24 protein-coding genes are annotated in these 25,534 nt (G+C 68.0%); 11 read left to right on the top strand and 13 right to left on the bottom strand.

What is annotated here, in order from left to right; genetic code table 11:
* Nucleotides 1-20: 20 nt before the first annotated feature.
* The 3 genes from mnmA to HT579_10625 are packed head-to-tail and all read right to left on the bottom strand — an operon-like array spanning nucleotide 21 to nucleotide 2,218.
* The gene (gene mnmA / locus HT579_10635) at nucleotides 21-1,121 is read right to left on the bottom strand and encodes a tRNA 2-thiouridine(34) synthase MnmA (GenBank protein QKS29323.1); all 1,101 of its coding nucleotides are present in this window, start codon (nucleotides 1,119-1,121) and stop codon (nucleotides 21-23) included.
* A 24-nt stretch (nucleotides 1,122-1,145) separates the two neighbouring features.
* Nucleotides 1,146-1,775: a hypothetical protein gene (locus HT579_10630; GenBank protein ID QKS29322.1), complete on the bottom strand. Its 630-nt coding sequence runs from the start codon at nucleotides 1,773-1,775 to the stop codon at nucleotides 1,146-1,148.
* Nucleotides 1,763-2,218, bottom strand: coding sequence for an NUDIX hydrolase (locus HT579_10625; protein QKS29321.1), 456 nt, complete (start codon nucleotides 2,216-2,218; stop codon nucleotides 1,763-1,765). The genes HT579_10630 and HT579_10625 overlap by 13 nt, the downstream gene beginning before the upstream one ends.
* 107 nt (nucleotides 2,219-2,325) lie before the next feature.
* On the opposite strand from HT579_10625, the gene HT579_10620 reads away from it, so the two are divergent.
* The 7 genes from HT579_10620 to HT579_10590 are packed head-to-tail and all read left to right on the top strand — an operon-like array spanning nucleotide 2,326 to nucleotide 8,621.
* Nucleotides 2,326-3,246, top strand: coding sequence for a branched-chain amino acid transaminase (locus tag HT579_10620; protein QKS29320.1), 921 nt, complete (start codon nucleotides 2,326-2,328; stop codon nucleotides 3,244-3,246).
* Nucleotides 3,247-3,272: 26 nt separating this feature from the next.
* Nucleotides 3,273-3,470 carry a zinc-finger domain-containing protein gene (locus HT579_10615; GenBank protein QKS29319.1) on the top strand — a complete coding sequence of 66 codons (198 nt, stop codon included), beginning with the start codon at nucleotides 3,273-3,275 and terminating at the stop codon, nucleotides 3,468-3,470.
* Nucleotides 3,471-3,513: 43 nt separating this feature from the next.
* Nucleotides 3,514-4,530 carry a lipopolysaccharide heptosyltransferase II gene (gene waaF / locus HT579_10610; GenBank protein QKS29318.1) on the top strand — a complete coding sequence of 339 codons (1,017 nt, stop codon included), beginning with the start codon at nucleotides 3,514-3,516 and terminating at the stop codon, nucleotides 4,528-4,530.
* Complete coding sequence (locus HT579_10605) at nucleotides 4,527-4,970, top strand: nuclear transport factor 2 family protein (protein ID QKS29317.1); 444 nt, start codon at nucleotides 4,527-4,529, stop codon at nucleotides 4,968-4,970. Before waaF ends, HT579_10605 begins: the two co-directional genes overlap by 4 nt.
* Complete coding sequence (locus tag HT579_10600; GenBank protein ID QKS29316.1) at nucleotides 4,967-5,941, top strand: hydrolase; 975 nt, start codon at nucleotides 4,967-4,969, stop codon at nucleotides 5,939-5,941. Before HT579_10605 ends, HT579_10600 begins: the two co-directional genes overlap by 4 nt.
* Nucleotide 5,942: 1 nt before the next feature.
* The gene (locus tag HT579_10595) at nucleotides 5,943-7,322 is read left to right on the top strand and encodes a phosphomannomutase/phosphoglucomutase (protein ID QKS29315.1); all 1,380 of its coding nucleotides are present in this window, start codon (nucleotides 5,943-5,945) and stop codon (nucleotides 7,320-7,322) included.
* 42 nt (nucleotides 7,323-7,364) lie between these two features.
* Nucleotides 7,365-8,621: an EAL domain-containing protein gene (locus tag HT579_10590; protein ID QKS29314.1), complete on the top strand. Its 1,257-nt coding sequence runs from the start codon at nucleotides 7,365-7,367 to the stop codon at nucleotides 8,619-8,621.
* A 37-nt stretch (nucleotides 8,622-8,658) separates the two neighbouring features.
* Here HT579_10590 and HT579_10585 read toward each other — a convergent pair whose 3' ends face one another.
* From HT579_10585 to HT579_10555, 7 genes are all read right to left on the bottom strand, one after another.
* Entirely contained in the window at nucleotides 8,659-9,960 is a 1,302-nt protein-coding gene (locus HT579_10585; GenBank protein ID QKS29313.1) for an outer membrane protein transport protein, read from the bottom strand.
* Nucleotides 9,961-10,049: 89 nt separating this feature from the next.
* Nucleotides 10,050-12,152 carry an MBL fold metallo-hydrolase gene (locus HT579_10580; GenBank protein QKS29312.1) on the bottom strand — a complete coding sequence of 701 codons (2,103 nt, stop codon included), beginning with the start codon at nucleotides 12,150-12,152 and terminating at the stop codon, nucleotides 10,050-10,052.
* Between the two features lie 249 nt (nucleotides 12,153-12,401).
* Nucleotides 12,402-13,901, bottom strand: coding sequence for a lytic transglycosylase domain-containing protein (locus tag HT579_10575; protein QKS29311.1), 1,500 nt, complete (start codon nucleotides 13,899-13,901; stop codon nucleotides 12,402-12,404).
* The gene (locus HT579_10570) at nucleotides 13,898-14,383 is read right to left on the bottom strand and encodes an NUDIX domain-containing protein (protein ID QKS29310.1); all 486 of its coding nucleotides are present in this window, start codon (nucleotides 14,381-14,383) and stop codon (nucleotides 13,898-13,900) included. Before HT579_10570 ends, HT579_10575 begins: the two co-directional genes overlap by 4 nt.
* The gene (locus HT579_10565; protein QKS29309.1) at nucleotides 14,380-15,414 is read right to left on the bottom strand and encodes a low specificity L-threonine aldolase; all 1,035 of its coding nucleotides are present in this window, start codon (nucleotides 15,412-15,414) and stop codon (nucleotides 14,380-14,382) included. The genes HT579_10570 and HT579_10565 overlap by 4 nt, the downstream gene beginning before the upstream one ends.
* Before the next feature lie 90 nt (nucleotides 15,415-15,504).
* A complete protein-coding gene (alaS, locus tag HT579_10560) occupies nucleotides 15,505-18,120 on the bottom strand; it encodes an alanine--tRNA ligase (protein QKS29308.1) in 2,616 nt (871 codons plus the stop codon).
* A 93-nt stretch (nucleotides 18,121-18,213) separates the two neighbouring features.
* On the bottom strand, nucleotides 18,214-20,139 hold the full coding sequence (locus HT579_10555; GenBank protein QKS29307.1) for a beta-propeller domain-containing protein: 1,926 nt from the start codon (nucleotides 20,137-20,139) through the stop codon (nucleotides 18,214-18,216).
* 305 nt (nucleotides 20,140-20,444) lie between these two features.
* Here HT579_10555 and HT579_10550 point away from each other — a divergent pair, with 305 nt between their 5' ends.
* On the top strand, nucleotides 20,445-21,191 hold the full coding sequence (locus tag HT579_10550; GenBank protein QKS29306.1) for a hypothetical protein: 747 nt from the start codon (nucleotides 20,445-20,447) through the stop codon (nucleotides 21,189-21,191).
* Entirely contained in the window at nucleotides 21,188-21,748 is a 561-nt protein-coding gene (locus tag HT579_10545; protein QKS29305.1) for a hypothetical protein, read from the top strand. Before HT579_10550 ends, HT579_10545 begins: the two co-directional genes overlap by 4 nt.
* 38 nt (nucleotides 21,749-21,786) lie before the next feature.
* On the opposite strand, the gene HT579_10540 is transcribed toward HT579_10545, so the two are convergent.
* Genes HT579_10540 through HT579_10530 form a run of 3 tightly spaced genes read right to left on the bottom strand, consistent with a single transcriptional unit; the run spans nucleotide 21,787 to nucleotide 24,250 of the window.
* A complete protein-coding gene (locus tag HT579_10540; protein QKS31602.1) occupies nucleotides 21,787-23,178 on the bottom strand; it encodes a sensor histidine kinase in 1,392 nt (463 codons plus the stop codon).
* Between the two features lie 2 nt (nucleotides 23,179-23,180).
* The gene (locus tag HT579_10535; GenBank protein ID QKS29304.1) at nucleotides 23,181-23,843 is read right to left on the bottom strand and encodes a response regulator transcription factor; all 663 of its coding nucleotides are present in this window, start codon (nucleotides 23,841-23,843) and stop codon (nucleotides 23,181-23,183) included.
* Nucleotides 23,843-24,250 carry a PepSY domain-containing protein gene (locus HT579_10530; GenBank protein QKS29303.1) on the bottom strand — a complete coding sequence of 136 codons (408 nt, stop codon included), beginning with the start codon at nucleotides 24,248-24,250 and terminating at the stop codon, nucleotides 23,843-23,845. Before HT579_10530 ends, HT579_10535 begins: the two co-directional genes overlap by 1 nt.
* Before the next feature lie 110 nt (nucleotides 24,251-24,360).
* Here HT579_10530 and HT579_10525 point away from each other — a divergent pair, with 110 nt between their 5' ends.
* Together HT579_10525 and HT579_10520 are read left to right on the top strand one after the other, a co-directional pair.
* Nucleotides 24,361-24,783, top strand: coding sequence for a DUF1924 domain-containing protein (locus tag HT579_10525; protein QKS29302.1), 423 nt, complete (start codon nucleotides 24,361-24,363; stop codon nucleotides 24,781-24,783).
* Nucleotides 24,784-24,941: 158 nt separating this feature from the next.
* Nucleotides 24,942-25,433 (top strand): diheme cytochrome c, encoded by a 492-nt coding sequence (locus HT579_10520; protein QKS29301.1) that lies wholly within the window; start codon nucleotides 24,942-24,944, stop codon nucleotides 25,431-25,433.
* The last annotated feature ends 101 nt before the right edge of the window (nucleotides 25,434-25,534 follow it).

Below are 25,534 nucleotides of genomic sequence, written 5' to 3'. Positions count from 1 at the left end.
GCGCCGCTTCGCGGCAACCCTCAGGCGATGACGCCGCCACCGAGGCAGACCCGGCTCTCGTACACCACCACCGACTGCCCCGGAGTCACCGCCCACTGCGGCTCGGCGAAGCGGATCCGGCAGGCATCCGCCGCCACCCACTCGATCTCACACGGCGCGTCGGCCTGCCGGTAGCGCGTCTTCGCCGTATACACCCAGTGCGCGTGCGGCGGCTGAGCGGACACCCAGGACAGATCGCGGGCCGTCAGCTCTTCGCTGAGCAGCGCTGGGTGATGATGGCCCTGCACGACATGCAGCACGTTGTTGACGATGTCCTTGCCGGCGACGAACCAGGCGTCGTGGTCGCCGCTCGCGCCACCCCTGCCGCCCTTGACGCCGCCGATGTGCAGCCCCTTGCGCTGGCCGATCGTGTGGTAGGCGACGCCGTCGTGCTCACCGAGGACGCGGTCGTCGTCGAGGCAGCGAATCTCGCCCTTCTGCGGCGGCAGGTAGCGCATCAGGAATTCCTTGAAGGGTCGCTCGCCGATGAAGCAGATGCCGGTCGAGTCCTTCTTGAGCGCGACATGCAGGCCGGCATCGGCGGCGATCCGGCGCACCTCGCGCTTGTACAGACCGGCGAGCGGGAACAGCGTCCGCGCCAGATGCTCCTGCTGCAGCCGATGCAGGAAATAGCTCTGGTCCTTGGTGCCATCCTCGGCCTTGAGCAACTGCCAGGCGCCCTCGAACTCGCGCACGCCGGCGTAGTGACCGGTGGCGATGCAGTCGGCGCCGATCGTCGCAGCGTGCTCGAGGAAGGCCTTGAACTTGATCTCGGAATTGCAGAGGACGTCCGGGTTCGGCGTCCGTCCCGCCTCGTGCTCGCGCAGGAAATGTGCGAAGACGCGCTCGCGGTACTCGGCGGCGAAGTTCATCACCTCGACGTCGATGCCCAGCGTATCGGCGACACTCATCACATCGACCAGATCCTGCCGCGACGCGCAGTGCTCGTCGGTATCGTCGTCTTCCCAGTTCTTCATGAACAGACCGACCACCCGCCAGCCCTGCTGCTTGAGCAGCAGCGCGGCCACCGCCGAATCGACGCCGCCGGAAAGGCCGACGACCACTGTACTTCCTTCGTTCATCTCTGTGTCCCTGCAGCCATCGGCTCACGGGCCGGCAGCCGGCGCCCCGCTGGCCAGCGAGGCCATCGCGGCCAGCGAACTCTCTTCCTCGCCGCCGCCGGCGAGCCATTCCGGCAGCGGCATCACCACCGCCGGCCGGCCATTGTCGCGAAACCAGCTATCGACGACATAGTGCCCCGGTGCGCCGGCAGCCTCGTCCGGCGTCGCTGCTTCTGGCCGCTGCCCGATCTGTGCCGAGAAGTGTGCAGCAACAAGATAGCGGGTCCGCTGCACCGGTTCGAGCACCTCATGGAAGCGCAACCAGCCACGACGCTCGAGCAGGCGCAGCAGTCGGGTGGTCGTCGTCGAGTGGTCGATGCAGTCCATGCGGCCGTCGATCCCGTCGTCGGCAACATTGCCGCCACGGTCAGCGGCGATCGCCGTCTGCTCACCCGCCCAGGCGAGCAGCCAGCCGATCACCAGTGACAACCGGTCGCGTTCGTCGGCAGCGTCGCCGGCCGCCAGGAGAAAGGCCCCCACGAGCGCGAGCTGCCGTTCAGTGTAGCGCACCTCAGCATCCTGCAGGCAACCGTAGTTGTAGCAGACCCACAGCGTGTCGTCGCCCGCAGCCGTCTGCGCCAATGTCGCCAACAGCAGTGCGATCAGCCAGCGCATGGGAAATGGTTGAGAAGCTGCAGTGGGTAACGCCTGCCGGCCAGCCAGTCGTCGATGCAGCGCAGGACCATCGGACTGCGGTGCTGCGCCTGCCGCGCCCGGATTTCGTCAACCGTCAGCCAGTGTGCCGCCAGGATGCCGGCGTCGAGCTGCCGCGCGGGATCATGGTCGACGATCTCGCCGGCGAAGGCAAAACGCAGATAGGCGAGATCGCCGGCGCCGGTGGGATAAAGGTAGATGCCGACCAGCGAGTCGGGGCGCATCGTGTACGCAGTCTCCTCGAGGGTCTCGCGAACGGCCGCGTCGAGCAGCGACTCGCCCCGGTCGAGATGGCCTGCGGGCTGGTTGAAGCGGATGCCGTACTCCGTTTCCTCTTCGACAAGCAGGAAGCGGCCATCGCGTTCGAGCACCGAGGCGACGGTGACGTTCGGTTTCCAGATCATGTCGGGAGCCCAGCGGGGGTCGGCGAAGCCGCCATTTTACCGCCAACCGGGGGGCGAAATCGGCTAGAATTTCCGCTTCAGGTTTACCGGCACGAGGGGAGAAGAGGATGTCCATGGCGGATCGCGACGGCTTCATCTGGTACGATGGCAAGCTGGTCCCATGGCGCGAGGCCACGACCCACGTGCTGACCCATACCCTGCACTATGGCATGGGCGTCTTCGAGGGTATCCGCGCCTACAGGGCGGCCAGAGGCACGGCGATCTTCCGCCTCGCAGAGCATACAGAGCGCCTGTTCAACTCCGCCTACATCTTCCAGATGAAGATGCCCTACGACCGTGAGACCCTGCTCGAAGCCCAGAAGGAAGTGGTGCGCGCGAATGGCCTCGAGTCGTGCTACATCCGGCCGATCGTCTTCTACGGCTCGGAAGCGATGGGCATCGCCGCCACCGCGATCAGCACGCATGTCGCCATCGCCGCCTGGCCGTGGGGCGCGTACCTCGGTGCCGAAGGAATGGAGAAGGGCATCCGCGTCAAGACCTCGTCCTTCACCCGCCATCACGTGAACATCAACATGTGCCGCTCGAAGTCGGTCGGCACGTACACCAACTCGATCCTCGCCCACCAGGAGGTGGCGCACGACGGTTACGACGAGGCGCTGCTGCTCGACGTCGACGGCTACGTCGCCGAAGGTGCCGGCGAGAATGTCTTCATCGTCAAGAAGGGCAAGCTGTACACACCCGACCTGACGTCGTGCCTCGAGGGAATCACGCGCGCCTCGGTACTCGAACTCGCCGACGAACTCGGCATTCCGGTAATCGAGAAGCGCATCACGCGTGATGAGGTCTATTGTGCCGACGAGGCCTTCTTCACGGGTACAGCCGCCGAAGTCACGCCCATCCGCGAACTCGACAATCGCCAGATCGGCGCCGGCCACCGCGGCCCGATCACGACGAAAATCCAGAGCCTGTTCTTCGACTGCGTCAACGGCCGCGTGCCGGCGCACGAAGACTGGCTTGCCTACGTCTAACCGCTGCCTGCAAGGTTACCAGGAAGATGTCCCAGAACGACCAACCGAAGCCCATCGCGGTCACCGCTCACGACCTGCCGCTGCACTGCCCGACGAAGGATGCGCCGCTCTGGGCCCGGCACCCGCGCGTCTTCCTCGACATCACCCAGAGCGGCGAGGTCACCTGCCCCTATTGCAGCGCCCACTACGTGCTGCAGGGCGGCCTCCCGAAAGGCCACCACTGAGCCTCCGCTACCCGAACACGGGTAGCGCACCGCACAGGCAGCGATGAAAGCTCTCGTCGTCGCACCTTCGTGGATTGGTGACTCGGTGCTGGCGCAGCCGCTGTTCATCCGGCTGCACGAACGCATCCCCGGCCTGCAGATCGACGCCCTGGCACCGCGCTGGGTGGCGCCGGTCCTCGAACGGATGCCGCAGATCGACCGCATCATCGACAGCCCGTTCGCGCATGGTGAACTGTCGCTGCGGACACGCCACCGCGTCGCCCGGGAGCTGGCACGCCGCGGCTACCAGCGCGCCTATGTCCTGCCCAACTCGCTCAAGTCGGCCCTGATCCCGTTCCTTGCCGACATCCCCGAACGCATCGGCTTCGTCGGCGAAACCCGCTATGGGCTGATCAACCACCGGCACACGCTGGACAAGAAGCTGCTGCCGCAAATGGCGGAGCGCTTCGCCCAGCTCGCCGAAGCGCCGGGAGCGCCATTGCCGCGCCCGCTGCCGCTGCCGTGCCTGCGCACCAGCCCGGCGCAGCGCATCGAGACGCTGGCAGCGCTCGGAGTCAACCTGCCAGCGAAGCTGGCGGTCTTCTGTCCCGGCGCCGAGTACGGGCCAGCGAAGCGCTGGCCGGCCAGGCATTTTGCTGCCCTGGCAGCCGCCCTGGCGCGGCACGGCTACGCCGTCTGGCTGCTCGGGTCGGCCAAGGACAGGCCGGTCGGCGAGGAGATTCTCGACCATGCCAGCCCCGGCAGCCTGCCGCTCAATCTGTGCGGCACGACGACCCTGGCGCAGGCGATCGACCTGCTCGGCGCCGCCTCGCTGGTAGTCTGCAATGATTCCGGCCTGATGCACGTGGCGGCGGCCCTCGGCCGCCGCGTGGTCGCGGTTTACGGCTCGTCGTCGCCCGGCTTCACGCCGCCCCTCTCGGACCAGGCGACCATCATCAGTCTCAATCTCGCGTGCAGCCCCTGCTTCAAACGGCAGTGTCCGCTTGGCCACCTCGACTGCCTGCAGCAGCTCACACCGCAGCGTGTGCTCGCAGCCTGCCTCGGCGGAGCCGCCGCATGATGGTCATCTTCGCCACGCCCGAGGATGTCGAGGCCGCCTTCTACGAAGCCATCGCCCGCGCCGACCTGGGCGCCCTGATGAGCGTCTGGGCCGAAGACGAGGAGATCGTCTGCATTCACCCGACGGGCCAGCGCCTCGTCGGCGCCGACGCGATCCGCGACAGCTGGCGCAGCATCTTCGCCAACAACCCCCGCCTGTCGGTGCGACTGAGCCGCGGCGTCCGCTGGAGCGGCATGCTGCTGTCGGTGCACACGGTCGTCGAGATGCTGTACATCGGCGATGACCGCACAGCGCACGGCCCGATGCTCGCCACCAACGTCTTCCAGCGTGGCGCCAGCGGCTGGCGACTGCTGGCGCATCACTCATCGACCGCAGCCGAGCGCGAAGCCGCCGAGGGCGACGGCAGCGGCGACCGCAACACCCCACGGACGCTGCATTGATCCCGTATCGCGCCCCTGGCTGGCTGCCCGGCGGCCACCTGCAGACCATCCACCCACTGCTCATCCGCCCCGACGCGCTGCCTTACGACCGCCAGCGCTGGGAGACGCCGGACGGCGACTTCATCGACCTCGACTGGCTGGCCGCCCCCGGCGGCGCGTCGGCGCAGCACGATGCGCCGACGCTGCTGGTGGTCTTTCACGGTCTCGAAGGCAGTTCGAACAGTCACTACGTGCTGACGCTGCTGGCCGCTGCGGCAGCGATCGGCTGGGCGGCGGTGGCAGTCAACTTTCGTGGCTGTTCTGGCGAGAGCAATCGGCTGCCGCGCGCCTACCATTCGGGCGACAGCGAGGAGATCGACTGGATCCTGCGCCGTCTGCGGGCAGCCTTCCCGGCGCGCCGGCACTACGCCGTCGGCGTTTCGCTCGGCGGCAACGCGCTGCTCAAGTGGCTGGGCGAACGCGGAACCGCGGCGAGCACTTGCCTGCACGCGGCGGCCGCCGTCAGCGCCCCGGTCGATCTCGCCGCGTGTGGTCATCATCTCGCGCGCGGCTGCAACCGTATCTACACCTGGCACTTCCTGCACAGCCTGAAGCGCAACGCCGCCAGCAAGCTGCGACGCTACCCGGGCCTTTTCGACGAGCGACGGATGCGCGCGGCCAGAAACCTGTACGAATTCGACGATGTCGTCACCGCACCGCTGCATGGTTTCGCCGGCGCCGACGACTACTGGCGACGGGCGTCGAGCAAGCAGTGGCTCGCCGGGATCCGGCTGCCAACGCTGCTGCTGCATGCCGTCAACGACCCCTTTCTGCCGCCGCAGGCGCTGCCCGCCCCCGGCCAGGTCGGCGGCAGTGTCCGCATCGACTTCCCGCGCCAGGGTGGCCACGTCGGCTTCGTCACCGGCAGTCCGCCGGGGCAGCTGGTGTGGTTGCCCCAACGAATCCTGCACTACTTCCAGCACGAGGTGTGAAATGAACGCTTCCCTGCCACAGGAAATCTTCAAGGCTTACGACATCCGCGGCATTGTCGGCCAGACGCTGACGCCGGCCATCGTCAGCCGCATCGGGCATGGACTTGGTTCGCTGGCGGTCGAGCGTGGCCAGCGCGCGATCGCGGTTGGCCGCGACGGACGGCTGTCGGGCCCGGAGTTGGCGGAAGCATTGATGGCCGGCATCCGCATGGCCGGCATCGACACCATCGACGTCGGCTGCGTGCCAACACCGGTCGTCTACTTCGCGGCGCACGAACTCGGCTGCCACAGCTGCGTCGCCGTCACCGGCAGCCACAACCCGCCCGACTACAACGGACTGAAGATGGTCATCGGCGGCGAGACCCTGGCCGGGGAGACGATCCAGGGCATCCGGCTGCGCGTCGACGCCGACCGCCTGCAGCACGGCGCGGGCCAGGCAAGCAGCGCCGCAGTGCAGCCGGCGTACCTGGCGCGGATCACCGGCGACGTCCGCCTGGCGCGGCCGATGAGGATCGCCATCGATTGCGGCAACGGGGTCGCCGGCGGCATCGCGCCGCAACTCTTCCGGGCACTCGGTTGCGAACTCGTCGAACTGTTCTGCGAAGTCGATGGCAGCTTCCCCAACCACCACCCCGATCCGTCGAAGCCCGAGAACCTGCAGGACCTGATCCGGGCGCTGCGCAACGGTGAGGCGGAAATCGGACTCGCCTTCGATGGTGACGGCGACCGTCTCGGAGTCGTCACCCGGGACGGCGGAATCATCTATCCCGATCGCCAGTTGATGCTCTTTGCCGCCGACGTCCTGCGCCGCTGTCCCGGCCAGCCGATCATCTACGATGTCAAGTGCACCCGTCTGCTGGCGCCATGGATCCGGCAGCACGGCGGCGAGCCCCTGATGTGGAAGACCGGTCATGCGCTGGTCAAGGCGAAGCTGAAGGAAACCGGATCACCGCTGGCGGGCGAAATGAGTGGCCACGTCTTCTTCAAGGAACGCTGGTTCGGCTTTGACGACGGCCTCTATGCCGGCGCCCGCCTGCTCGAGATCGTCTCGCAGGCGGCCGACGCCAACGCCGTCCTGCATTCGCTGCCCGACAGCAGCTCGACACCCGAACTCAACATCAGCATGCGCGAGGGCGAACCGTTCGCACTGATCGAGGAGTTGCAGCGCCAGGCGCACTTCGCGGGCGCACGCGAGATCATCGGCATCGACGGTCTGCGCGTCGAGTACGCCGACGGTTTCGGCCTCGCCCGCCCGTCCAACACGACGCCGGTCGTCGTCCTGCGCTTCGAGGCCGACTCGGCCGCCGCGCTGGCGCGCATCCAGGCGGACTTTCGCCGCGTCTTCCACGAGGCGCGGCCCGATCTGCATCTGCCCTTCTGACCCGTCGTCAGCCACCCGGGATACCGCCAAGGACGAGCCACCGTGATCACCGAGCAGTCCCTGCAGAAATCCTTTCTCTTCCGCCAGCCGATCGTCAGCCGGCAGCAGGAGCTCGCCGGCTATCAGCTCCTGCTGCGCAGGGCAGAAGGCGACGGCGACGAACAGCAGCAGACCCTGACCACGGCCGCGCTCTGCGCCGCCTACCTGGAACTGGGAATGCAGAGCGCTCTCGGCAACAGCTCTGCCTACCTCGGGATCACCCCCGACTTCCTGGAGCAGGAGGCGCTCGAGCTGCTGCCGGCAGCCGGCGTAGTGCTCGAACTGCTGCTCGATCGCCCGCCGGACAAGACGGTCCAGACCCGCTGCCGCTGCCTGCGTGACCGCGGCTATGTGCTGGCACTCGGTGACTACCGCGGCATCGATGATCGCAGCCGGCCGCTGCTGCCGATGGTCGATGTCATCAAGATCGACGCCCGCGCGACGGACGAGCGCACGCTGGCCAACCTCGCCGGCTCGTTGCGCAACCTGCCGATAAAGCTGCTGGCGCAGGGTGTGGACAGCCGCGAATTGCTGGAGCGTTGCAGCAACCTCGGCTTCGCGCTGTTTCAGGGCCGCCATTTCGCGCAGGCCGAGATCGTCAGCGGCCGCCGCCTGTCGGCTTCGCAGGCGGCACTGATTCGCCTGATCAACCTCGTCGGGCGCGACGTCGATGTGGCGTTGATCGAGGACGCCTTCAAGCACGAGCCGGCGCTGACGCTCAACCTGCTGCGTGTCGTCAACTCGGTCGGGCACCGCGGCAACCGCCTCTCGCAACCGGTGACCTCGCTGCGGCATGCGATCAACCTCTTCGGCCGACGGCACCTGCAACGCTGGCTGTCGCTGTTGCTGCTCGCACCGGGCAGCAACAGCAGCGACCCGGCGCAGTCACCGCTGCTGCAGGTGGCGGCGCTGCGCGGACGAATGATGGAGCTGCTGATCGCCGTCGACCCGTCCGGCGAGAATGGCAGGCTGGCCGACCTGGCCTTCATGACCGGCATCCTGTCGATGATGCCGGCAGCGCTCGGACTGCCGATCGACGAGATTCTCGGCCAGATCGCCGTCGAGGACGAGGTTCGCGCCGCGCTCTGTGAGCACACCGGCTTGCTGGGGGGCATCCTCGCTCTGCTCGAGCATTTCGACAGCGACGATGCACGCGGCTGCGACCTGCTGCTCGGGCAATTGCCGGGGCACCTGGATCGTCAGACGCTCAACACCTGCCTCAGCGTCGCGCTGCGCTGGCTGAACGGCAACGGCGGGTAGGCGCACCCAGCAGGGTGACAGGCCGTGAGCGGCCAAGTCAAAACTTGTAGCTGACGCTGGCTGCGAGGAAGAGAATGCCCGCTGGCTGGTCATAGGAGCCGGCCAGGTTGCCGCGGCCGCCAGCAACGACGGGCTGCCCCGTCAGACTGGTCTTGAGCGATCCGGCATAGAGATACTCCAGGCTCACGCCCCAATTGAAGTTTCTGGATTCCACCACCTGCGCGCCCAGCCCGAAACGCCAGGCGTCATTGGCCGGGATGGCGGGGGGAATATCGTTGCTGTCCTGGAACTCGCTGTCGTAGGCGATGCCGCCCATGAGCATGACCCGTTCGCTGGCTCGATATTGAGCCCCGCCGGCCAGGTGCCACGTGTCCTTGTAATTGCGGTCGGCGGTGAGCGCAACCGGGTTGTTGGCGTCGATGCCGACGTCGACTTCGCCGAACCTCGACCATTGCTGCCATCCGACACTGCCGAGCAGCGACCATCTGGGGTTGACCTCATGGTAGAGGCCGGCATTGACGCCCTGCGGTACGGTGATGCCGAGGTCGACCCTGGCGTTCTGCAACCCGGTCGCGCCCAGCACAGCTCCGAGGAGAGGACCGGTGCCGGACCACTTCGGCCGTGTCGAGAAATCGAGCTTGACCGGGGAGTTGTAGGTGAGCCCGACGCGGGTCCCGGGGTCGAATTCATAGAGCAGTCCGAGATTGCCACCGAAACCCCAGACGTTGTCGTCGAGTTCGAGCTGGCCGTCTGGGCCGAAGATGTTGTTGACGCCAACTTTGGTCTTGAACATGCCGCGCATCGCGTTGACCGACGCGCCGATGGAGAGTTGTTCATTGACACGGTAGGCCACGGCCGGCACGAAGGAGACGCCGATCAGCGTCGACTCCTGAGTGCGGTAGCGCCCGGCCCAGGAGTCGCTGTACTTGATCGACAGCCCGAAGTTGCCGGTCAGCGCCATGCCAACCTTGAGATCGGGCGAGATGCTGTGGGAGTAGAAAACGCCGCCGCCGGGGAACCAGCCGATGGCGTTGCCGCCACCGTCGGTGCCCAGCCGGGGCGAGGTAGCCGCCGGGTCGACCGAGAAGTTGGCGCGCCCGTACAGCGCCTGCAAACCCAGCGTGACCTGCTCGCCCTCCAGGCGCGTCATGCCCGCCGGGTTGGTGAAAACCGTCGCCGCATCCTGCGCACGGGCAGCATAGCCGGCCGAAGCGAGGCCGACATCGGCGGTCCCGATCTCGTAGAGCAGCAGGCCGCCGGCCTGGGCGGACGCGCTGGCCAGCACGGACGCGGCGCAGATCCCCAAGGTGATGAAATGCCTCGAAATGTTTCTTTTCATGTCACAGCATTCCTGCAAATCCGTTGAATTGCCTCATGCCCCGCCCCTCGTGCGCCTGACGGCACACCTGCGGGGCATTCTGGCGCGGATCAGTCGTGGTCGTCGAAAACCACAATCTCGAACGGCTTGGGTGCCTTGGCCGGCGTCTTTGGCGCAGTGCCCGGCATGATCTCGAAATCCGGCGTAAAGGCCACGAGGATGGCGCGCAGCTGGTCGAAGCCGGTGCGGTCGCCGTCAAATCTTGCCTTGCCGGCGGCGATCAGGTCGTCGAACGACGCAACGCCCATCATCACGCGGTTGAGGTCGGCGCGATTCACCGTCACGGTCAGGTCCGGTTTCGGCGCCTGGAAACCCTTGATCGTCGTGAGCGTCGCATTACTCATTTCGACGACGAATTTCTCGCCGTTGTCGGGCGTCATCAGGTTGATCGTGAAGCGCAGTCCATCGGCCCGCTTTGGATCCATGCTGATGCCGAGGAAGTCGAGCCATTGCTCGGTCGACATGGCTCGAATCGTGTCCGGCCCGGTCGACCTTGGCGCGGCACCGCCCGGCTGGCCGTGGCGCAGTTCGAAGGCGCCCTGCAGGAAATTGTTGCGCACGCTGGTGCTCTCCGCTTGGTAGCCCAGTTGCTCGAAGGCGTCCGCGAGCAAGCGGCGTGCCTCCTGGTTGCGCGGCTCGGCAAAGGCAAGTTTATTGAGGATTTCCGTGGCGTGCAGGTACTTGCCCTGCGCGATCAGGGCGTTGCCTTTGGCGATGATCTTTGCCGATCCCCCCATCATCTCGACATAGAGCGGCGCCGAGTCCTTCGGCGAGAGCGGAATCAGGTTGGTCGGGTTGCCGTCGAAGTGGCCGAGGAAGCGGTTGACCACGCCGCGCACGTTGTTCTGCACGTCGCCGTGGTAGCTGCGTACCGACCATTGCTGCTGCAGGCTCTTCGGCACTTCGTAGACGTTGTGGATCTCGTTGATCGTGACGCCGCGATTGGCATGATGCAGCGTCTGGTTGTTCAGGTTGGCGTAGGCGTCACGCTGGGCACGCATCACTTCCTGTATGCGGTCGTTGCCCCAGCGCGGCCAGCTGTGCGAGGCGAACATCACCTCGGCCTCGCCACCGAACTGGTAGAGCGCCGCGTTGATGTGCTTCTGCCAGTTGTGCGCGTTGCGCACCGCCGCGCCACGGATCGTGTAGATGTTGTGCACCGTGCCGCTAATGTTTTCCGCCGCCCAAAACGCCTTGAACTGCGGGAAATAGGTATTCATCTCAACCGGCGCCTCGGTGTCCGGCGTATTCTGGAATACCATCTTCACGCCGTCGAGGGTGATTTCCTCGAAGTCCTTGCTGACGATCCGGTTCGGTGCGATGAGGCCGACATTGCCGATGGCAATGTTCTTGCCGATGGCCTGGTCGACGTGGCCGTGCGGGTCACGAGGCAGGAGCATGGAATACTGCCATTGCAGGCGCCGCGACATCGCGTTGCCGGCGAAGACGTTTTCGGCGATCGCCGCCTCGAGGAAACGCTCGGGCGCGATGACCACCACCTTGCCGCTCGCGACATCGGCTTCCTCAACGACGCCACGCACGCCGCCGAAGTGGTCACCGTGGGAGTGCGAATAGACGACACCGACCACCGGCCGTTTGCCGAGCTTTTCGTTGATGAACTCGAGCGCCGCACGGGCCGTCTCCTTCGCCGTCAATGGATCAAAGATGATCCAGCCGGTGTCGCCCTTGATGAAGCTGATGTTGGCGAGGTCGTAGCCGCGCACCTGGTAGATGCGGCCGGGCAGCACTTCGTACAGCCCGTAGGCCATGTTGAGCACGGCCTGGCGTTGCAGCGACGGATGGATGGTCTCGAAGTCCTTGCCACTCAGCAGCCAGCCGTAACTGCCCATGTCCCAGGCGACGTGGCCGGCATCGGCCATGATCCTGGTGTAGGTCGGCTCGGCGATGAAGCCCTTCCTGGCTTCGTCGAAATCGCGCTTGTCGGCGAAGGGCAGCGATGCCTTCTGGCCATTGCGCAGTTCCAGCGTGAATCGAGACGCCGGTTTCCCGAGGGTATCGAAGTGGGTAGTCGCGCTTGCCCGCTGCTCCACCGCCTTCAGCCCGGCACCCGGTGTCTGGGCCAGGGCGATGGCCGGCAGCAGGCCGGCGAGCAGGAAGCTCAGTTTGCGGGGTGCGTCGAGGATGGTGGTCATGGGGTCTCCTTGTGTTTGACTCGAGCCGGCGCCGCGTCGGGCGACCAACCCTCGGAGCCCGCAGTATGGGATATCCAGCACAACCTGCACAAGTGTTCACGGCTCCGACAGGCCCTGCGCTGCCCGGGCAACAAGCATGATTCGAGGACAGCGCGCCGACATCGGTGGTCTGCTTCTTGGCACACGAACCCGCCTGACGCCGCCGCCGGGTAGCCGGCCACCGCCGCCTGCCGCAACACCGGACGCCGATCATCGTGCCGGATCAGCACCGCTGAAACACTTGCCCACTTCGAGCTCCTTGCCTGCCTTCACGGCCAGGTATTTCTGCAGGAAGGAACTGTCGATCTCGCGCAGGCCGGCGCGCTGCGTGGGCTGCCGGTAGCGGTTGAGGTGCCCGGGCCCGCCGTTGTAGACGGCGTAGGTGGCACGGGCGAGATCATCGGCATCGCCAGCCGCCGCGGCCTCGCTCCGCGCCAGCGCATAGTCACGCAGATAGTGGTGCAGGATCTCGGCGCCAGCGCGGCCGTTGTAAGCAACGTCGCCATGCAGCCCCGCGACATCGTAGAAGCCGCGCCAGACACGCGGGTACACCTGCATCAGGCCGACTGCGCCGATCCCCGATTGAATCGGCTGCACCTTCCCCTTGCGGCGAACGAACTGCCGCCAGCAACTTTCCTGCCACGCAGTCGCGAGCACCAGGTCGCGGTAGAGTTCGTTGAAGCGAGGCTCGATTGCCCGTCCGGCACCTTCCCGCTGTTGCCAGGTGGCATCGGCAATGCGCTGCAGCAACGTCCGCATCGCCGGCAGATAGTCGGGCAGGTCGCTGCGTGTCGGCAGCCAGTCGTTCAGGCGCCGGGCCAGCGCCGCCGTCTCCGGGTCGATCGCCAGCTGCGCCGGCGCTGGCGCGGCGAAGGCACTGGCAATGAACCAGCGCGCGTTGTCGGCTGTTGCCGCCGGCAGGCTCGAGCGGAGCAGCCGGCTCGGCTGCGCGGCCGGCAGCGGCGGCCCGAAACCGAAGAGCAGCCGCAGATCCGGGTCGAGCGCCAGATCGTAGGCCAGCGGATCGCCGGCGCTCTCCGGAAGCACCAGGCGGGCGAGTTCGCGCAGCGCCTGCGGTGTCACCCGCAGGCCAATCGCGTCGCCGAGCGCCTGCGCCGCCCGCAGCGCATCACCGGCCTCGAGGAGGGCGCGCAGCGACTTCGCCGCCTGGCTGTCGAGTTCCTGCACCAATTGTCGCAGCTCCGGCGCCAGGCGATCCCAACTGAGGAGGAAGAGCTCGCGCAACGGCTCGGGAACGGGCACGTCGCTCGCCAGCAGTGCCACCCCGTCGTGGCGGCCACTGAGCAGGACCAACAGGAACCGCTGCCGGCGAGCGGCGTCGTCCGACTCGCCAGCGGTGTGCTTGACCAGCCGCGTCAGCACGGCATCCCAAAGCTCGGCAGCCTCGACCTTCGACACCGCCGGCCGCGGCCGGCGGAGATCGGCGGCGGGTTTTCCACTCTGGCGCAGGACTTCGCCAACCACCTCCCACGGATTGGGGCCGGAATCGCGTGCCAGCGCCGGCATCGCCATGCCGGCCAGCAGAAGCGGCAGCAGCGTGCAGGATCGCGTCATCGCCGACTGCAGCTTGCGCCCTCCCGGACCCCGTCCGAGGAGAATCCTGCCAGCGGCCGTGGCACGACCGACGAGCGAGCGGACCGCACCGGCAACACGAACACGCACAGCCGTGGCAGCGCCGAGGGCTGTCATCGACGCCGTCCCTGCAGCCAGTCCCTGACCGCCAGCCCGGTCCCGAAATCCCAGGGCTTGAGTTTATCCGGAGCGATCAGCCGGAACTCGGCGAGTTCCTCGTTGAGCCGGATCTCGCCGTGCGCGCGCAGATGGTAGGCGATGACCACCTCGTGCCTGCGGGCGAAGGGATAGACGCCGATCAGCGTCGCCCTGCCGGCAGTGAGCCCCAGTTCCTCGCGCACTTCGCGCGCGACGCCGGCGGCCGGATCCTCACCGCGTTCGAGGAAGCCGGTGATCAGGCCGAAGGCACCGGGCGCCCAGGCGTGGTTGCGGGCGAGCAGGATGCGGCCCTCATACTCGACCAGCGCCGCCAGCACCGGCGCCGGATTGTCCCAGTGGACGAAACCGCAGCGCGCCGCGCAGACGAGCCGCTCGCGGCCGCCTTCCTCGCCGGCGACGAGGAAGGCGGCGCAACGCGGGCAGAAACGCCAGTCGCTCATTCGCCGCCGGCCGCCAGCTCGCGGATGTCGGCCAGCAGTCGATCGACCGTCTCCGGCGCGGTGTCCCAGCCGCACATGAAGCGGCTACCGCCGGCGGCGATGAAGTTGTAGAACAGCCAGCCGCGCGCGCGCAGGCCGGCGTCGATGCGCTCGGGCAGGTGCACGAAGACGCCGTTCGCCTGCACCGGAAAGATCGCCGGCCAGCCGGTCGCCTCGGCCAACCCGCCGGCCAGCCGCCGCGCCATCGCGTTGGCGTGCGCGGCATGGCGCAGCCAGGCGCCGTCGTCAAGAATGCCGAGCCACGGTGCCGAGAGGAAGCGCATCTTCGACGCCAGCTGTCCGGCCTGCTTGCAGCGGTAGGCGAAATCCTCGGCCAGGCGGCGGTCGAAGAACAGCACGGCCTCGCCGACCGGCAATCCCATCTTGGTGCCGCCGAAACAGAGGACATCGACGCCGGCGCGCCAGGTGACGTCGGCCGGGCTGACGCCGAGACCGGCAACGGCGTTGGCAAAGCGCGCACCATCCATGTGCACGCGCAGGCCATGTTCGCGCGCCGTGTCGGCGATGGCGCGCAGTTCGTCCGGCCGGTAGACGGTGCCGACCTCTGTCGCCTGCGTGAGCGTCACCACCTTCGGCTTCGGATAGTGGATGTCGCTGCGCCGCGTGACCGCCTCGACGATCGTCGCCGGCGTCAGTTTGCCCTGCTCGCCGGCGACCGGCAGCAGCTTGGCACCGTTGGAGAAGAACTCCGGCGCCCCGCACTCGTCGGTGGCGACGTGCGCCAGCTGGTGGCAGATGACGCTGTGGTAGGACTGGCAGAGAGCCGCCAGCGCCAGCGAATTGGCCGCCGTGCCATTGAAGACGAAATAGACGTCGCAATCGGTTTCGAATACCGCCCGCAGGCGCTCGGCGACGCGCAGAGTCCACTCGTCGTCACCGTAGGAACGGGCGTGGCCGTCGTTCGCCGCCAGCAGGGCGCTCAGTGCCTCCGGACAGACGCCGGCGTAGTTGTCACTGGCGAAGTGCTGCATCGCCGTGCCTCGTCCCGCAACGCGCTCGCCGGTTGGCACTCCGGCCCGGCGCTCGGGCGCCACATCGCCGCGCGCCGCCGTCGCGACGGCTCAAAGCCGCTGCTCGACCCAGGCACGCACCGACGCCAGCGCTGCCGGCAGCTTCGCCGGTTCGCTGCCGCCGGCCTGCGCCATGTCGGGACGGCCGCCGCCCTTGCCTCCGACCTGCTGCGCGACCATGTTGACCAGCTCGCCGGCACGCACCTTGCCGGTCAGGTCGGCGCTGACGCCGGCGATCAGCGTGATCCGCCCGCCACTGACCGACGCCAGGACAACGGCAGCGCTCTTCAGCTTGTCGCGCAGCGTGTCGATCGTCGAGCGCAGGGTGTTGACGTCGGCGCCTTCGACGACCGCCGCGACGACATGCGCGCCCTTGACGGCGACCGACTGCGCCAGCAGATCGTCGCCCTGCGACGACGCCAGCTTCTGCTTCAGGCGGGCGAGCTCGCGCTCGAGCGAACGGACGTTGTCGAGCACCTGCGCCAGCTTGGCCGGCATCTCTGCCGGCGGCGCCTTGATCGCTGCCGCAGCTTCGGCGAGCAGCGCCTGCTGCTCCTGCACCAGCGCCAGCGCACCATCGCCGGTGACCGCCTCGACGCGCCGGACGCCGGCGGCAACGCCGCTTTCGGCGACGATCTTGAACAGACCGATGTCCCCGCTGCGCTGCACATGCACGCCGCCACAGAGCTCCTTCGACGAGCCGATGGTCACCACGCGCACCTCGTCGCCGTACTTTTCGCCGAAGAGCATCATCGCGCCTGCCCGCCTGGCCTCGTCGATCGGCAGCACCGCCGCCTCGCGCGCGGCGTTGGCGAGGATCTCTTCATTGACCAGGATCTCGACGCGGCGAATCTGCTCGGCAGTCATCGGCGCGTTGTGCGCGAAATCGAAACGGGTCCGCTCGGCATCGACCAGCGAGCCCTTCTGCTGCACGTGCGCGCCGAGCACCTCGCGCAACGCCTTGTGCATCAGGTGCGTCGCCGAATGGTTGCGCACCGTGCGGGCGCGCGCGACGACGTCAACCCGCGCCGCGACCCGGTCACCGACGCTGATGCGGCCGGTCCGGACGACTCCCTGGTGGCCGAAGACGGCGGCCTGGATTTTCTGCGTATCCTCGACGGCGAAGATCCCCTGCGGGCCCTGCAGCGCGCCACGGTCGCCGACCTGGCCGCCGGACTCGGCATAGAAGGGGGTGTCGTCGAGGACGACGACGCCCAGCTCGCCCTCGTTGAGCTGCTCGACGGCGCTGCCATCGCGGTACAGAGCGAGTACGCTGCCGTTGCACTCGAGCGCCTCGTAGCCATGGAAGGCGGTTTCCGGGCCGCTGTATTCGAGTGCCGCCGCCATGCGGAACTTGCCGGCCGCGCGCGCCTGCTCCTTCTGCTGTGCCATCGCCGCGTCGAAGGTGGCGACATCGACCCGCACGCCACGCTCGCGGCAGACGTCGGCCGTCAGGTCGAGCGGGAAACCGAAGGTATCGTGCAGCTTGAACGCGGTCTGCCCGTTGAAGACGCCGTTGCCAGCCAGCGCCGCGAGTTCGCCCTCGAGGATTCCCATGCCGTGCTCGATGGTCTCGAAGAAGCGCACCTCCTCCTGCCGCAGCACCTCGACCACGCGTGCCTGGCTGCTCAACAGCTCGGGATATGCTCCACCCATCTCGACGACCAGGTCGGGCACCAGTCGATGGAAGAACGGCGCGCGCGCGCCGAGCTTGTAGCCGTGCCGGATGGCGCGCCGGATGATCCGCCGCAGGACGTAACCGCGCCCCTCGTTGCCGGGAATGACGCCATCGGCGATCAGGAACGAGCAGGCGCGGATGTGGTCGGCGAGGACGCGCAGCGAGGGGCTGTCGAGGTCGGTCGCCGCCGTTTCGCGCGCGGCGGCGGCGATGAGGTTGACGAAGAGGTCGATCTCGTAGTTGCTGTGCACGTGCTGCAGGACCGCCGCTGTCCGCTCGAGCCCCATGCCGGTATCGACCGATGGCTTCGGCAGCGGGTGCATGACGCCCGCCTCGTCGCGGTTGAACTGCATGAAGACGTTGTTCCAGATCTCGATGTAGCGGTCGCCCTCCTCGTCCGGCGATCCAGGCGGCCCGCCCGGAATTCCCTCGCCGTGGTCGTAGAAGATCTCGGTGCATGGCCCGCAGGGACCGGTATCGCCCATCATCCAGAAGTTGTCCGAGGCGTAGCGCGCACCCTTGTTGTCGCCGATCCGCACCACCCGCTCGGGCGGCACGCCGATGTCGCGCGTCCACAGGTCGTAGGCTTCGTCGTCCTCGGCATAGACGCTCACCCAGAGTCGCTCGGGCGGCAGCCTGTAGACGTCGACCAGCAGTTCCCAGGCGTAGCGGATCGCGTCGCGCTTGAAGTAGTCGCCGAAGGAGAAGTTGCCGAGCATCTCGAAGAAGGTGTGGTGACGCGCCGTGTAGCCGACGTTCTCGAGGTCATTGTGCTTGCCGCCGGCACGGACGCACTTTTGCGAGGTCGTCGCGCGCAGGTAGGGCCGCTTGTCGAAGCCGAGGAAGACGTCCTTGAACTGGTTCATGCCGGCATTGGTGAACAGCAGCGTCGGATCGTCGTGCGGCACGAGCGAACTCGAGGCAACGATCTGGTGGCCTTTGGATTCGAAGAACCTGAGGAACTTCTCGCGGATTTCAGCACTCTTCATTGTCGTCGTCAGGGGGTGGGGCGCGTTCAGGGAGTTGCGATTCTAACTTGAAAGTCGCGCCGACGACCGCTTTCGCCGACCGCAAGGGGCCGGCTAGGGCGCCACCTGCTGTACGACCGGCGCGAAATCGAGCCGCCGCCTCTCGACGATCCGCTGCGGCCCGACCCGGCCTTCGACGATCTCGTAACCGATCAGCGCGAAGACGCGCGAGCCGATGAAGAGCGGTCGCGAGTTGCCGTACCAATCCACGCACGAGGCCCGGCAACCGTCGCCGCGCTCAGCCGCCGCGCGCCGACCGTCGAGCGTGCCGAGTTCGCTCAGCGCCAGGCCCCGGTTGCGCAGGAACAGCACCGCCGCCGATGCCTGGCGCAGCTGCCGGCCGGCAGCCTCGCCGCCGCCGCTGATCGGCAGGCCGAGGAATCCATCGTCCTCGCCGACCGGCTTGTAGAAGAAGCCATGGCTGCGCGTCTCGCCCTGCGCCGCGTCCCCGCGTGTGTACCGGTCGACGGTCACCGGCAGGCGTCCGAGACGGACGCTGCTGAACTGCAGGTCGCGACCGTCGCTGCCGACGACCAGCGCGTTGCTGCCCAGCGCTTCGATCCGGTCGACCGCGTGCGGCAGCGGCAGCTCGTAGACCCTGCCCTCGGCATGGCGCACCACGTAGAGCCCGGCCCGCTGCGTGGCCCGCGGCGCCCGCCAGCCACTGCCGCCGCCATAGAGCAGGAAGGGACCAACGAAGCGGTTCTGCAGGGCCTTGTCCGCGACCGGCGGCAGCCGGCGATAGGCGGCTGCCGGTGCCGCCTCGCGGCCGTCGGAAAAACTCGCCAGCGGCACGCGCAACAGCGCCAGATCGCCGCCACCCCGTTCGACTTCCCACATGCCGTCACCGCCACCGTCCGCCCGCAACAGGACGTTCAGCATGCCCCCCGCGTCCTCGTGGAAGGAGAACTGGTCGATCGGGCTGCCGCTGGCCTTCAGCGCACTCGGCGGCGAACCGTCGAGCGGAATGCGGAACACCGCCGACGCCGGCTGGCCGGCGTCGCCACCGCGCCGCGGTTGCGTCGCCCACACGAAGACCGAACGCGGCGAGACGTGGAAGACGCGCCCCGGCGGGCCAAGGACGGCGGTACTCTGGCAGTCGACCTGCGGCGCCGCCAGCTCGCAGATCGTCACGCTGTGCAGCGCCACGCCGGCGAAGGGATCGAGCGGCTCGTCGCTGCGGTAGATCCGCGTTGCCGGCGCGATGCGCCGGAAGTCGGCCGGCGACGCCCCCGGCCGCCACCGGCGCAGCGCCGGGAAGGCGGCATGCGGATCACCCCAGGGATTGAGGAAGTGTGGCGAATAGATCACCAGCCGGCTGCCGATCAGCCGGCTGGCGTAGTTGCGCGACGAATAATAGTCGTTCGAGCGCAGGTGCAGGGTGCTGCGGTGGGCGATCCGGCCGGCGCGCGAAATGTCGAAGACACCGATCTCGGTACCGCCGCGTGCGTAACTGAAACCGATGACGACGATGGTGTCGCCCGCAATCAGCATTTCGTCGTACCAGGCGCCAGCGGGATCGATTCCCTGCCCCCAGGCATCGACCACCGCCACCGGCCGCAGTTCGTCGTCACCGACACGCACCGTGAACAGGCGCCCGCGCCGCAGGATGACGAGATGATCGCCATGCAGCTTGACGATGCCGCCCTCATCGACGCCGGCGTGCTGCACGTTGGTCAGCGAATCGGCGGTCGCCGCGGCCACCTCCTTGGCAAGGGCAGCCGGTGCTGCCGCCGGGGCAGCCTGCGCCAGCGCCGCCGACCCACCGGCGCTCTGCCGGGCGCGCTGCTCGCCGCGTCGGCGCTCGGCCTCGTCGACCCACCGCCGAAAGAGCGCCGCGAGTTCGGGCTCGCCGCTGAAGGGCCTGAGCGTTCGCTGCGGCGCCGTCGGGTCGGAGGCAGGGGTCGCCGCTGCCACCGGCAGCGCAATGACGGCCGCGACGATGGCGGCCCGGAGGGACTTGCGGAGATGGCGTTTCATGGTCGACCTTTCGAGGTGGATGCAGGGGCGTAAACGAGCGCCGCCGGCAAACGGGGTCAAGTCCCCGCGCGCGCGCCGACCCGCTTGCCGGCGGCAACTCGTCTGCTGGCAAGGGAAATCAGGTCGCCTGCTGCAGACGCCCCTCTCGCCCATCGTGGCACCCGTTGGTCCCATGTTCATGTTCCATGGCGCGGTGGCGGCTGTTTCGGCCACGGGCGCAGCGGAGAAAACGCCTTGCCGGGCGGGCAAAATGGATGCGCGGGCAGACATTTGGTCCTAAACTGCGACCGTCTGCAAGAAAACCAATGGAGGACATCATGGAGGGTCTGGGCAGGGTGCGACCAACGGCACGGGTCGCGTCGATCATCATTGGCGCCGCCGCGCTCGCGTCCTGCGTGACGCCGCCGTACAGCGAAACACCCCTGGCAACCAACTTCCCGACGTCGGAACAACCCAAGCTGCAGGCCGCGGCCCACTGGACGAGCGTTGCCGATGGCGCTGCCGAAGCGCTCGTCGCCTCGCTCGGCCTTGGTGCCTCCTGCGCCGCCGCCCCCGCCCCGTGCCCGCCCGTCTTCGTCCGCCCGCCGGCACAGCAGACCGCCTTCGCGAAGGGCTTCCACTCCGCCTTGATCACCGCGCTGGTGCGGCAGAAGGCCGCCGTCAGCCACGCACCCGCCGGTGCGATCAGCCTCGACATCGACATACAGACCGTTCGCTTCTCGCCCAACCGGCGAGACGGACGCTTCCTGCCGCTGAGCATACCCTACGCCGGCGGCTGGGCGGCCTACGGCCTGGCGAAGCATGCCGCGCCGGCAGTTGCCGGCGCCGCTGGCGCCGTTGTCATTGGCGGCCTCGACATCTATCGCTGGAACATTTCCGATTGGGCCAGCGGCCCGACGCCGCAAACGGAGGTCATCGTCACCGTTTCCGCCAGCGACGCCACGCGCTACCTCGGCCGCGTCAGCAACGTCTATTACGTCGCCGACGGCGATGCTTCGCTCTACGTCGGCCCACCGCAGCTCTACAGCGTCCCCGTCGGAGGCGACCGATGAAAGCACCCGCTCTCGCCGCCGCGCTCGTCGCCTGCCTCGCCGCCGGCTGCGCCACCGAAACCTCCCGCCAGCGCGTACCCGAACCCACTTACGCCGCGGCGGCGAACAGCGAACTCGTCGCCACCAACTATCGCGCCGCCGACGCCCTCATGGCGCACTTCGGCGGCACTCCCGCCAGCGGTCCGCTGATCGTCGCCACCGTCGTCAACATCGATGCCCTCGAGTTGTCCTCGACGCTCGGCCGCATGATCTCCGAACAGGTTTCCGCGCGCTTCTCGCAACGGGGCTGGCTGATGGTCGAAATGAAGCTGCGCGGATCGATCTACATGCGGCGCGGCGAAGGCGAACTGATCCTGACACGCGAGATCAGCGACATCGCGCGCACCAACCAGGCGCAGGCGGTCATCGTCGGCAGCTATGCCGTCGGCGCCACCGCCGTCTATGTCAATCTCAAGATCGTCCAGCCCGTCAGCAACGCCGTCCTGTCCGCCTACGACTACGTCCTGCCGGCGAATCAGGAGATCCGCACCATGCTTGGCCGCAACATCGGTCGCTGAGGGCGTCGAAACGGGGTCAGGACGGGCGCTTTCCCGGCTCAGGCAGCGGCCGGCAGGGTCAGGGTGACACGCAGGCCGCGCAGCGGCGAGACCGCCAGGTCGACGCTGCCACCGTAGAGACGAGCGAGTTCGTCGACGATGGCCAGACCGAGGCCCGAACCCGGCGTCCGCTCGTCCGCCCGCACGCCCCGGCCGAGAACCGCGTCGCGCTGCGCCGCGGTCAGTCCGCTGCCGTCGTCGTCGATCGTGATGCGCAGCACCTCGCCGTCCCGCTGCGCCGCCAGCTCGACGCGCTGCGCCGCCCACTTGCAGGCGTTGTCGAGCAGGTTGCCGAGCATCTCCTGCAGATCCTGCACTTCGCCGCGAAAGGCCAGTGTCTCCGGGATCACCGACACCTGCAGCGCGAGTGGACGCTCGGCATGAATCCTGCGCATCGTCCGCAGCAGGCCGGCAACCACCGGCGCCAGCAGCGTCCGTACCGCCGCGCCATGCGTCGCGGCCGCGGCCTGCGCCCTGGCGAGGTGGTAGTCGACCTGTCTCCGGGCCAGCGCCACCTGTTCGGCGATCATCCTCGACTGCTCATCCTGCCTGCCGTGGGCAGCGTTGGCGAGAACGCTCAACGGCGTCTTCAGGGCGTGTGCGAGGTTGCCGGCCTGGGTGCGGGCGCGCTCGACGATCTCGCCGTTGCGCGCGAGGACGCCATTGAAATCCTCGACGAGCGGCATCAGCTCGGCAGGAAAGCTTCCTTCGAGACGCTCCGCGGCACCCTCGCGCACCCGTCCGAGCGCGACACGCAGCCGGCGCAGGGGTGCCAGACCAACTGCCACCTGCACGACAACCGCCAACCCCAGCCCGCTGCCGAGCAGCCCGAGCGACAGCCAGAGCGCGCCGCTGAAACGGGCCACCGGCTCGGCGATCAGGCGCTCGTCCGCGGCGACGATCAGCCGCCAGCGGGCCGCGCTGGCGGCTGCCGCGGCCTCGAAACGCACGCTGCGTTCGACCAGCCCGAGCGTCGAACCGACGGGCCCGGCCAGCCGGTGCCGGTGCATCTCGCCATCGGCAAGGCCGTCGGCCGGCAGGGCGAGGACGCTGTCCCACAGCGAGCGTGAACGCAGGACGCCAGTCGCCACCGCGCTGCCGTCGCCGGCGAGGTGATCGATCTGCCAGTACAGGCCGCCGTAGGGCCTGCTCAACCGCGGGTCGCTCAACGCCATCGCGAGCGCGGCCCGCCCCTGCTCGTCAACGGTGAAGCTGGCAGTGAGCTGGTCGAGATGGCTCTGCAGGCTGGCGTGGAACTGCTCGGCAACATGGTCGCGAAACAGCCTGTCGAGACTCAGGCCGGCAACCACGAGTGAAGCCGCGACCCAGAACAGGGTGCCCACCAGCAGGCGGACACGCAGCGAGCCGCGCAAGGCGGCGACGCGGGCCATCTTCACGGTCGCTCGAGCAAGCGATACCCGAGGCCGCGCACGGTTTCGATCAGGCCGGGCGGCAGCTTCTTGCGCAGGCGGGCGATGAACACCTCGACGGTATTCGAATCGCGATCGAAATCCTGCGCGTAGATGTGCTCGATCAGCTCGCTGCGCGACACCAGTTCGCCGGCGTGGTGGATCAGGTAGGCCAGTACGCGGTACTCGTGGGCGGTCAGCGCGAGCACCTGTCCACCCACCATCACCCGACCGTTGCGCGTGTCCAGCAGCAGCGGTCCGCAGGCGATCTCGGCACTGGCATGTCCGCCGGCACGGCGGATCAGTGCGCGCAGGCGGGCGAGCAGTTCCTCCATGTGGAAGGGCTTGGTCAGGTAATCGTCGGCACCGGCGTCGATGCCGGTGACCTTCTCGTGCCAGCCGTCGCGGGCCGTGAGGATCAGCACCGGCATCGTCCGGCCACCGGCGCGCCATTTGCGCAGAACCGTCAGGCCATCCATCCGCGGCAGGCCCAGGTCGAGCACGACGGCGTCGAAGGCTTCGCTGTCGCCCATGAAACGCGCGTCGACCCCGTTGTCAGTGCAGTCGACGACATAGCCCGCGGCGCGCAGGCTGCTGACGAGCTGTGCATTGAGGGTCGGCTCGTCTTCGACGACGAGAATGCGCATCAGTGACGGTCTCCGTCTCGTTCCCGCTGCCGGAGGTCGATCAGGCTGCCGTCACGGGCATCGACCTGCAGTCTGTTCAGCGCCCCACCACGACGCAGGAGCTTGATCTCGTACACCCAGCGGCCGTCCTTGCGCTCCAGCTCGACCTCCATGACCTGCCCGGGGTGGTTTCGTTCGAGGCGATCGAGGATCGTCCGCAAGGGCAGGATCTCGCCCGCCTCCAGAGCCTGGCGCGCGCGGTCGTGGTCGTGATCCTCGCCACGCCGGTCGCCGCCGGCGACGGCCGCTCCGGCGCCGAGGACAAGCAGCAGCGCTGCACCGGCGAGGGCGGCATCGCCGCCGCGGCGGCACGATCTTCGATTCCCTTCCACGGCAAGCTGGCCCCCTGATTGCACGGTGTCCTCCATTCCCTTTCTACCTTCACCGGGGTGAACGCAGGATGAACGGCGAATTCACCTTGCGTTCATTTCGCTGCCCGTATCCTGCGCCTCATCCCGACCAGACAACGGAGACCCGCATGAACCGCAGGAAAACCCTTGGCGCGCTGGCCGCAATGCTGGCGCTCAGCCTGTCGTCTGCCGCCACCGCCGCGGCACACACCGAAGTGCTGGCCCAGCATGCCGCCGCCGCGAAAGCTGCCAACCCGGCCTTCGCCGGCTTCTCCGTCGAACGTGGCCGGCTGCTGCATGCCCGTTCCTTCGCTGGCGGCAAGCCGGAAACGCCGGCCTGCACCTCGTGTCACGGCAACGACCCGCGTGCCGCCGGTCGAACACCCAGCGGCAAGAACATCGACCCGCTCGCCATCTCCGTCTCACCGGCACGCTACACCGACCCGGCGAAGGTCGACAAGTGGTTCCGGCGCAACTGCATCGAGGTCCTCGGCCGCGAGTGCAGCGCGCTCGAAAAAGGCGACTGGCTGAGCTACGTCCTCAGCCAGTAGGCTGCCAACCCGCCATCCCGCCAACGGCCATGAACCGTCGACACACCCCGGGGCAAGCATGCCATGCCGCTGCCCCTCGTCCCCGGCCCTGCTGTCGCGGCCGAGCAAGGGAAGGCGCGTGCCTTGCTGGCTTCCCTTTCACGTCAAGGAGTTCCCCAATGAACGCTGCCGCCCGGCCGCTCGCCATCGGCCTGCTCGTCCTCGCCTTCTCCGCCATCGTCCTCGGCCGCGCGCAAGCCGGCGGTGGGCACTACTTCCCGCCGGTCGCCGAGCCGCTGGTCAGGGAAGAGTGCGGCAGCTGCCACCTCGCCTTCGCACCGTCGATGCTACCCGCTCGATCCTGGACACGCCTGCTGGCCGACCTGCAGAACCATTTCGGTGACGACGCCAGCGTCGACGCCGCCACCGCCGCGCGCATCGGCGACTACCTGACTGCCAACGCCGCCGACAGCGGCGGCCGTCGCCACGGCGAGAAACTGCTGCGCGGCGTCGGCGCCGCCAGTTCGCCGCTGCGCATCACCGAGCTGCCGAAGTGGGTCAAGGAGCATCGCGAGATTCGCGACGCCGAATGGCGGCGCCGCGAGATCGGCAGCCGGGCCAATTGCACCGCCTGTCACCGCGACGCCGAACGCGGCTACTACGACGACTGAGAGATGCTGCGGAAGACAACGTGCGCGGGCCGCGATCTGCGACCCGCGGCAGCAACCCGGCAATGCCGCCGGGCGGTTGATGAGCAAGCGCTCGCCTCGCG

Origin of the sequence: Candidatus Accumulibacter similis, from assembly GCA_013347225.1 — a bacterium.
GTDB classification, from domain to species: domain Bacteria; phylum Pseudomonadota; class Gammaproteobacteria; order Burkholderiales; family Rhodocyclaceae; genus Accumulibacter; species Accumulibacter similis.
The sequence above is the reverse complement of the archived record's forward strand: the minus strand, read 5'-3'. Positions and strand labels throughout refer to the sequence as shown.

What these genes read in the sequence shown, in the direction of transcription:
- mnmA (QKS29323.1), bottom strand. Translation starts at nt 1,121, where the DNA reads ATGAACGAAGGAAGTACAGTGGTCGTCGGCCTTTCCGGCGGCGTCGAT.
- HT579_10630 (QKS29322.1), bottom strand. Translation starts at nt 1,775, where the DNA reads ATGCGCTGGCTGATCGCACTGCTGTTGGCGACATTGGCGCAGACGGCT.
- HT579_10625 (QKS29321.1), bottom strand. Translation starts at nt 2,218, where the DNA reads ATGATCTGGAAACCGAACGTCACCGTCGCCTCGGTGCTCGAACGCGAT.
- HT579_10620 (QKS29320.1), top strand. Translation starts at nt 2,326, where the DNA reads ATGTCCATGGCGGATCGCGACGGCTTCATCTGGTACGATGGCAAGCTG.
- HT579_10615 (QKS29319.1), top strand. Translation starts at nt 3,273, where the DNA reads ATGTCCCAGAACGACCAACCGAAGCCCATCGCGGTCACCGCTCACGAC.
- waaF (QKS29318.1), top strand. Translation starts at nt 3,514, where the DNA reads ATGAAAGCTCTCGTCGTCGCACCTTCGTGGATTGGTGACTCGGTGCTG.
- HT579_10605 (QKS29317.1), top strand. Translation starts at nt 4,527, where the DNA reads ATGATGGTCATCTTCGCCACGCCCGAGGATGTCGAGGCCGCCTTCTAC.
- HT579_10595 (QKS29315.1), top strand. Translation starts at nt 5,943, where the DNA reads ATGAACGCTTCCCTGCCACAGGAAATCTTCAAGGCTTACGACATCCGC.
- HT579_10585 (QKS29313.1), bottom strand. Translation starts at nt 9,960, where the DNA reads ATGAAAAGAAACATTTCGAGGCATTTCATCACCTTGGGGATCTGCGCC.
- HT579_10580 (QKS29312.1), bottom strand. Translation starts at nt 12,152, where the DNA reads ATGACCACCATCCTCGACGCACCCCGCAAACTGAGCTTCCTGCTCGCC.
- HT579_10575 (QKS29311.1), bottom strand. Translation starts at nt 13,901, where the DNA reads ATGACAGCCCTCGGCGCTGCCACGGCTGTGCGTGTTCGTGTTGCCGGT.
- HT579_10570 (QKS29310.1), bottom strand. Translation starts at nt 14,383, where the DNA reads ATGAGCGACTGGCGTTTCTGCCCGCGTTGCGCCGCCTTCCTCGTCGCC.
- HT579_10565 (QKS29309.1), bottom strand. Translation starts at nt 15,414, where the DNA reads ATGCAGCACTTCGCCAGTGACAACTACGCCGGCGTCTGTCCGGAGGCA.
- alaS (QKS29308.1), bottom strand. Translation starts at nt 18,120, where the DNA reads ATGAAGAGTGCTGAAATCCGCGAGAAGTTCCTCAGGTTCTTCGAATCC.
- HT579_10555 (QKS29307.1), bottom strand. Translation starts at nt 20,139, where the DNA reads ATGAAACGCCATCTCCGCAAGTCCCTCCGGGCCGCCATCGTCGCGGCC.
- HT579_10550 (QKS29306.1), top strand. Translation starts at nt 20,445, where the DNA reads ATGGAGGACATCATGGAGGGTCTGGGCAGGGTGCGACCAACGGCACGG.
- HT579_10545 (QKS29305.1), top strand. Translation starts at nt 21,188, where the DNA reads ATGAAAGCACCCGCTCTCGCCGCCGCGCTCGTCGCCTGCCTCGCCGCC.
- HT579_10540 (QKS31602.1), bottom strand. Translation starts at nt 23,178, where the DNA reads ATGGCCCGCGTCGCCGCCTTGCGCGGCTCGCTGCGTGTCCGCCTGCTG.
- HT579_10535 (QKS29304.1), bottom strand. Translation starts at nt 23,843, where the DNA reads ATGCGCATTCTCGTCGTCGAAGACGAGCCGACCCTCAATGCACAGCTC.
- HT579_10530 (QKS29303.1), bottom strand. Translation starts at nt 24,250, where the DNA reads ATGGAGGACACCGTGCAATCAGGGGGCCAGCTTGCCGTGGAAGGGAAT.
- HT579_10525 (QKS29302.1), top strand. Translation starts at nt 24,361, where the DNA reads ATGAACCGCAGGAAAACCCTTGGCGCGCTGGCCGCAATGCTGGCGCTC.
- HT579_10520 (QKS29301.1), top strand. Translation starts at nt 24,942, where the DNA reads ATGAACGCTGCCGCCCGGCCGCTCGCCATCGGCCTGCTCGTCCTCGCC.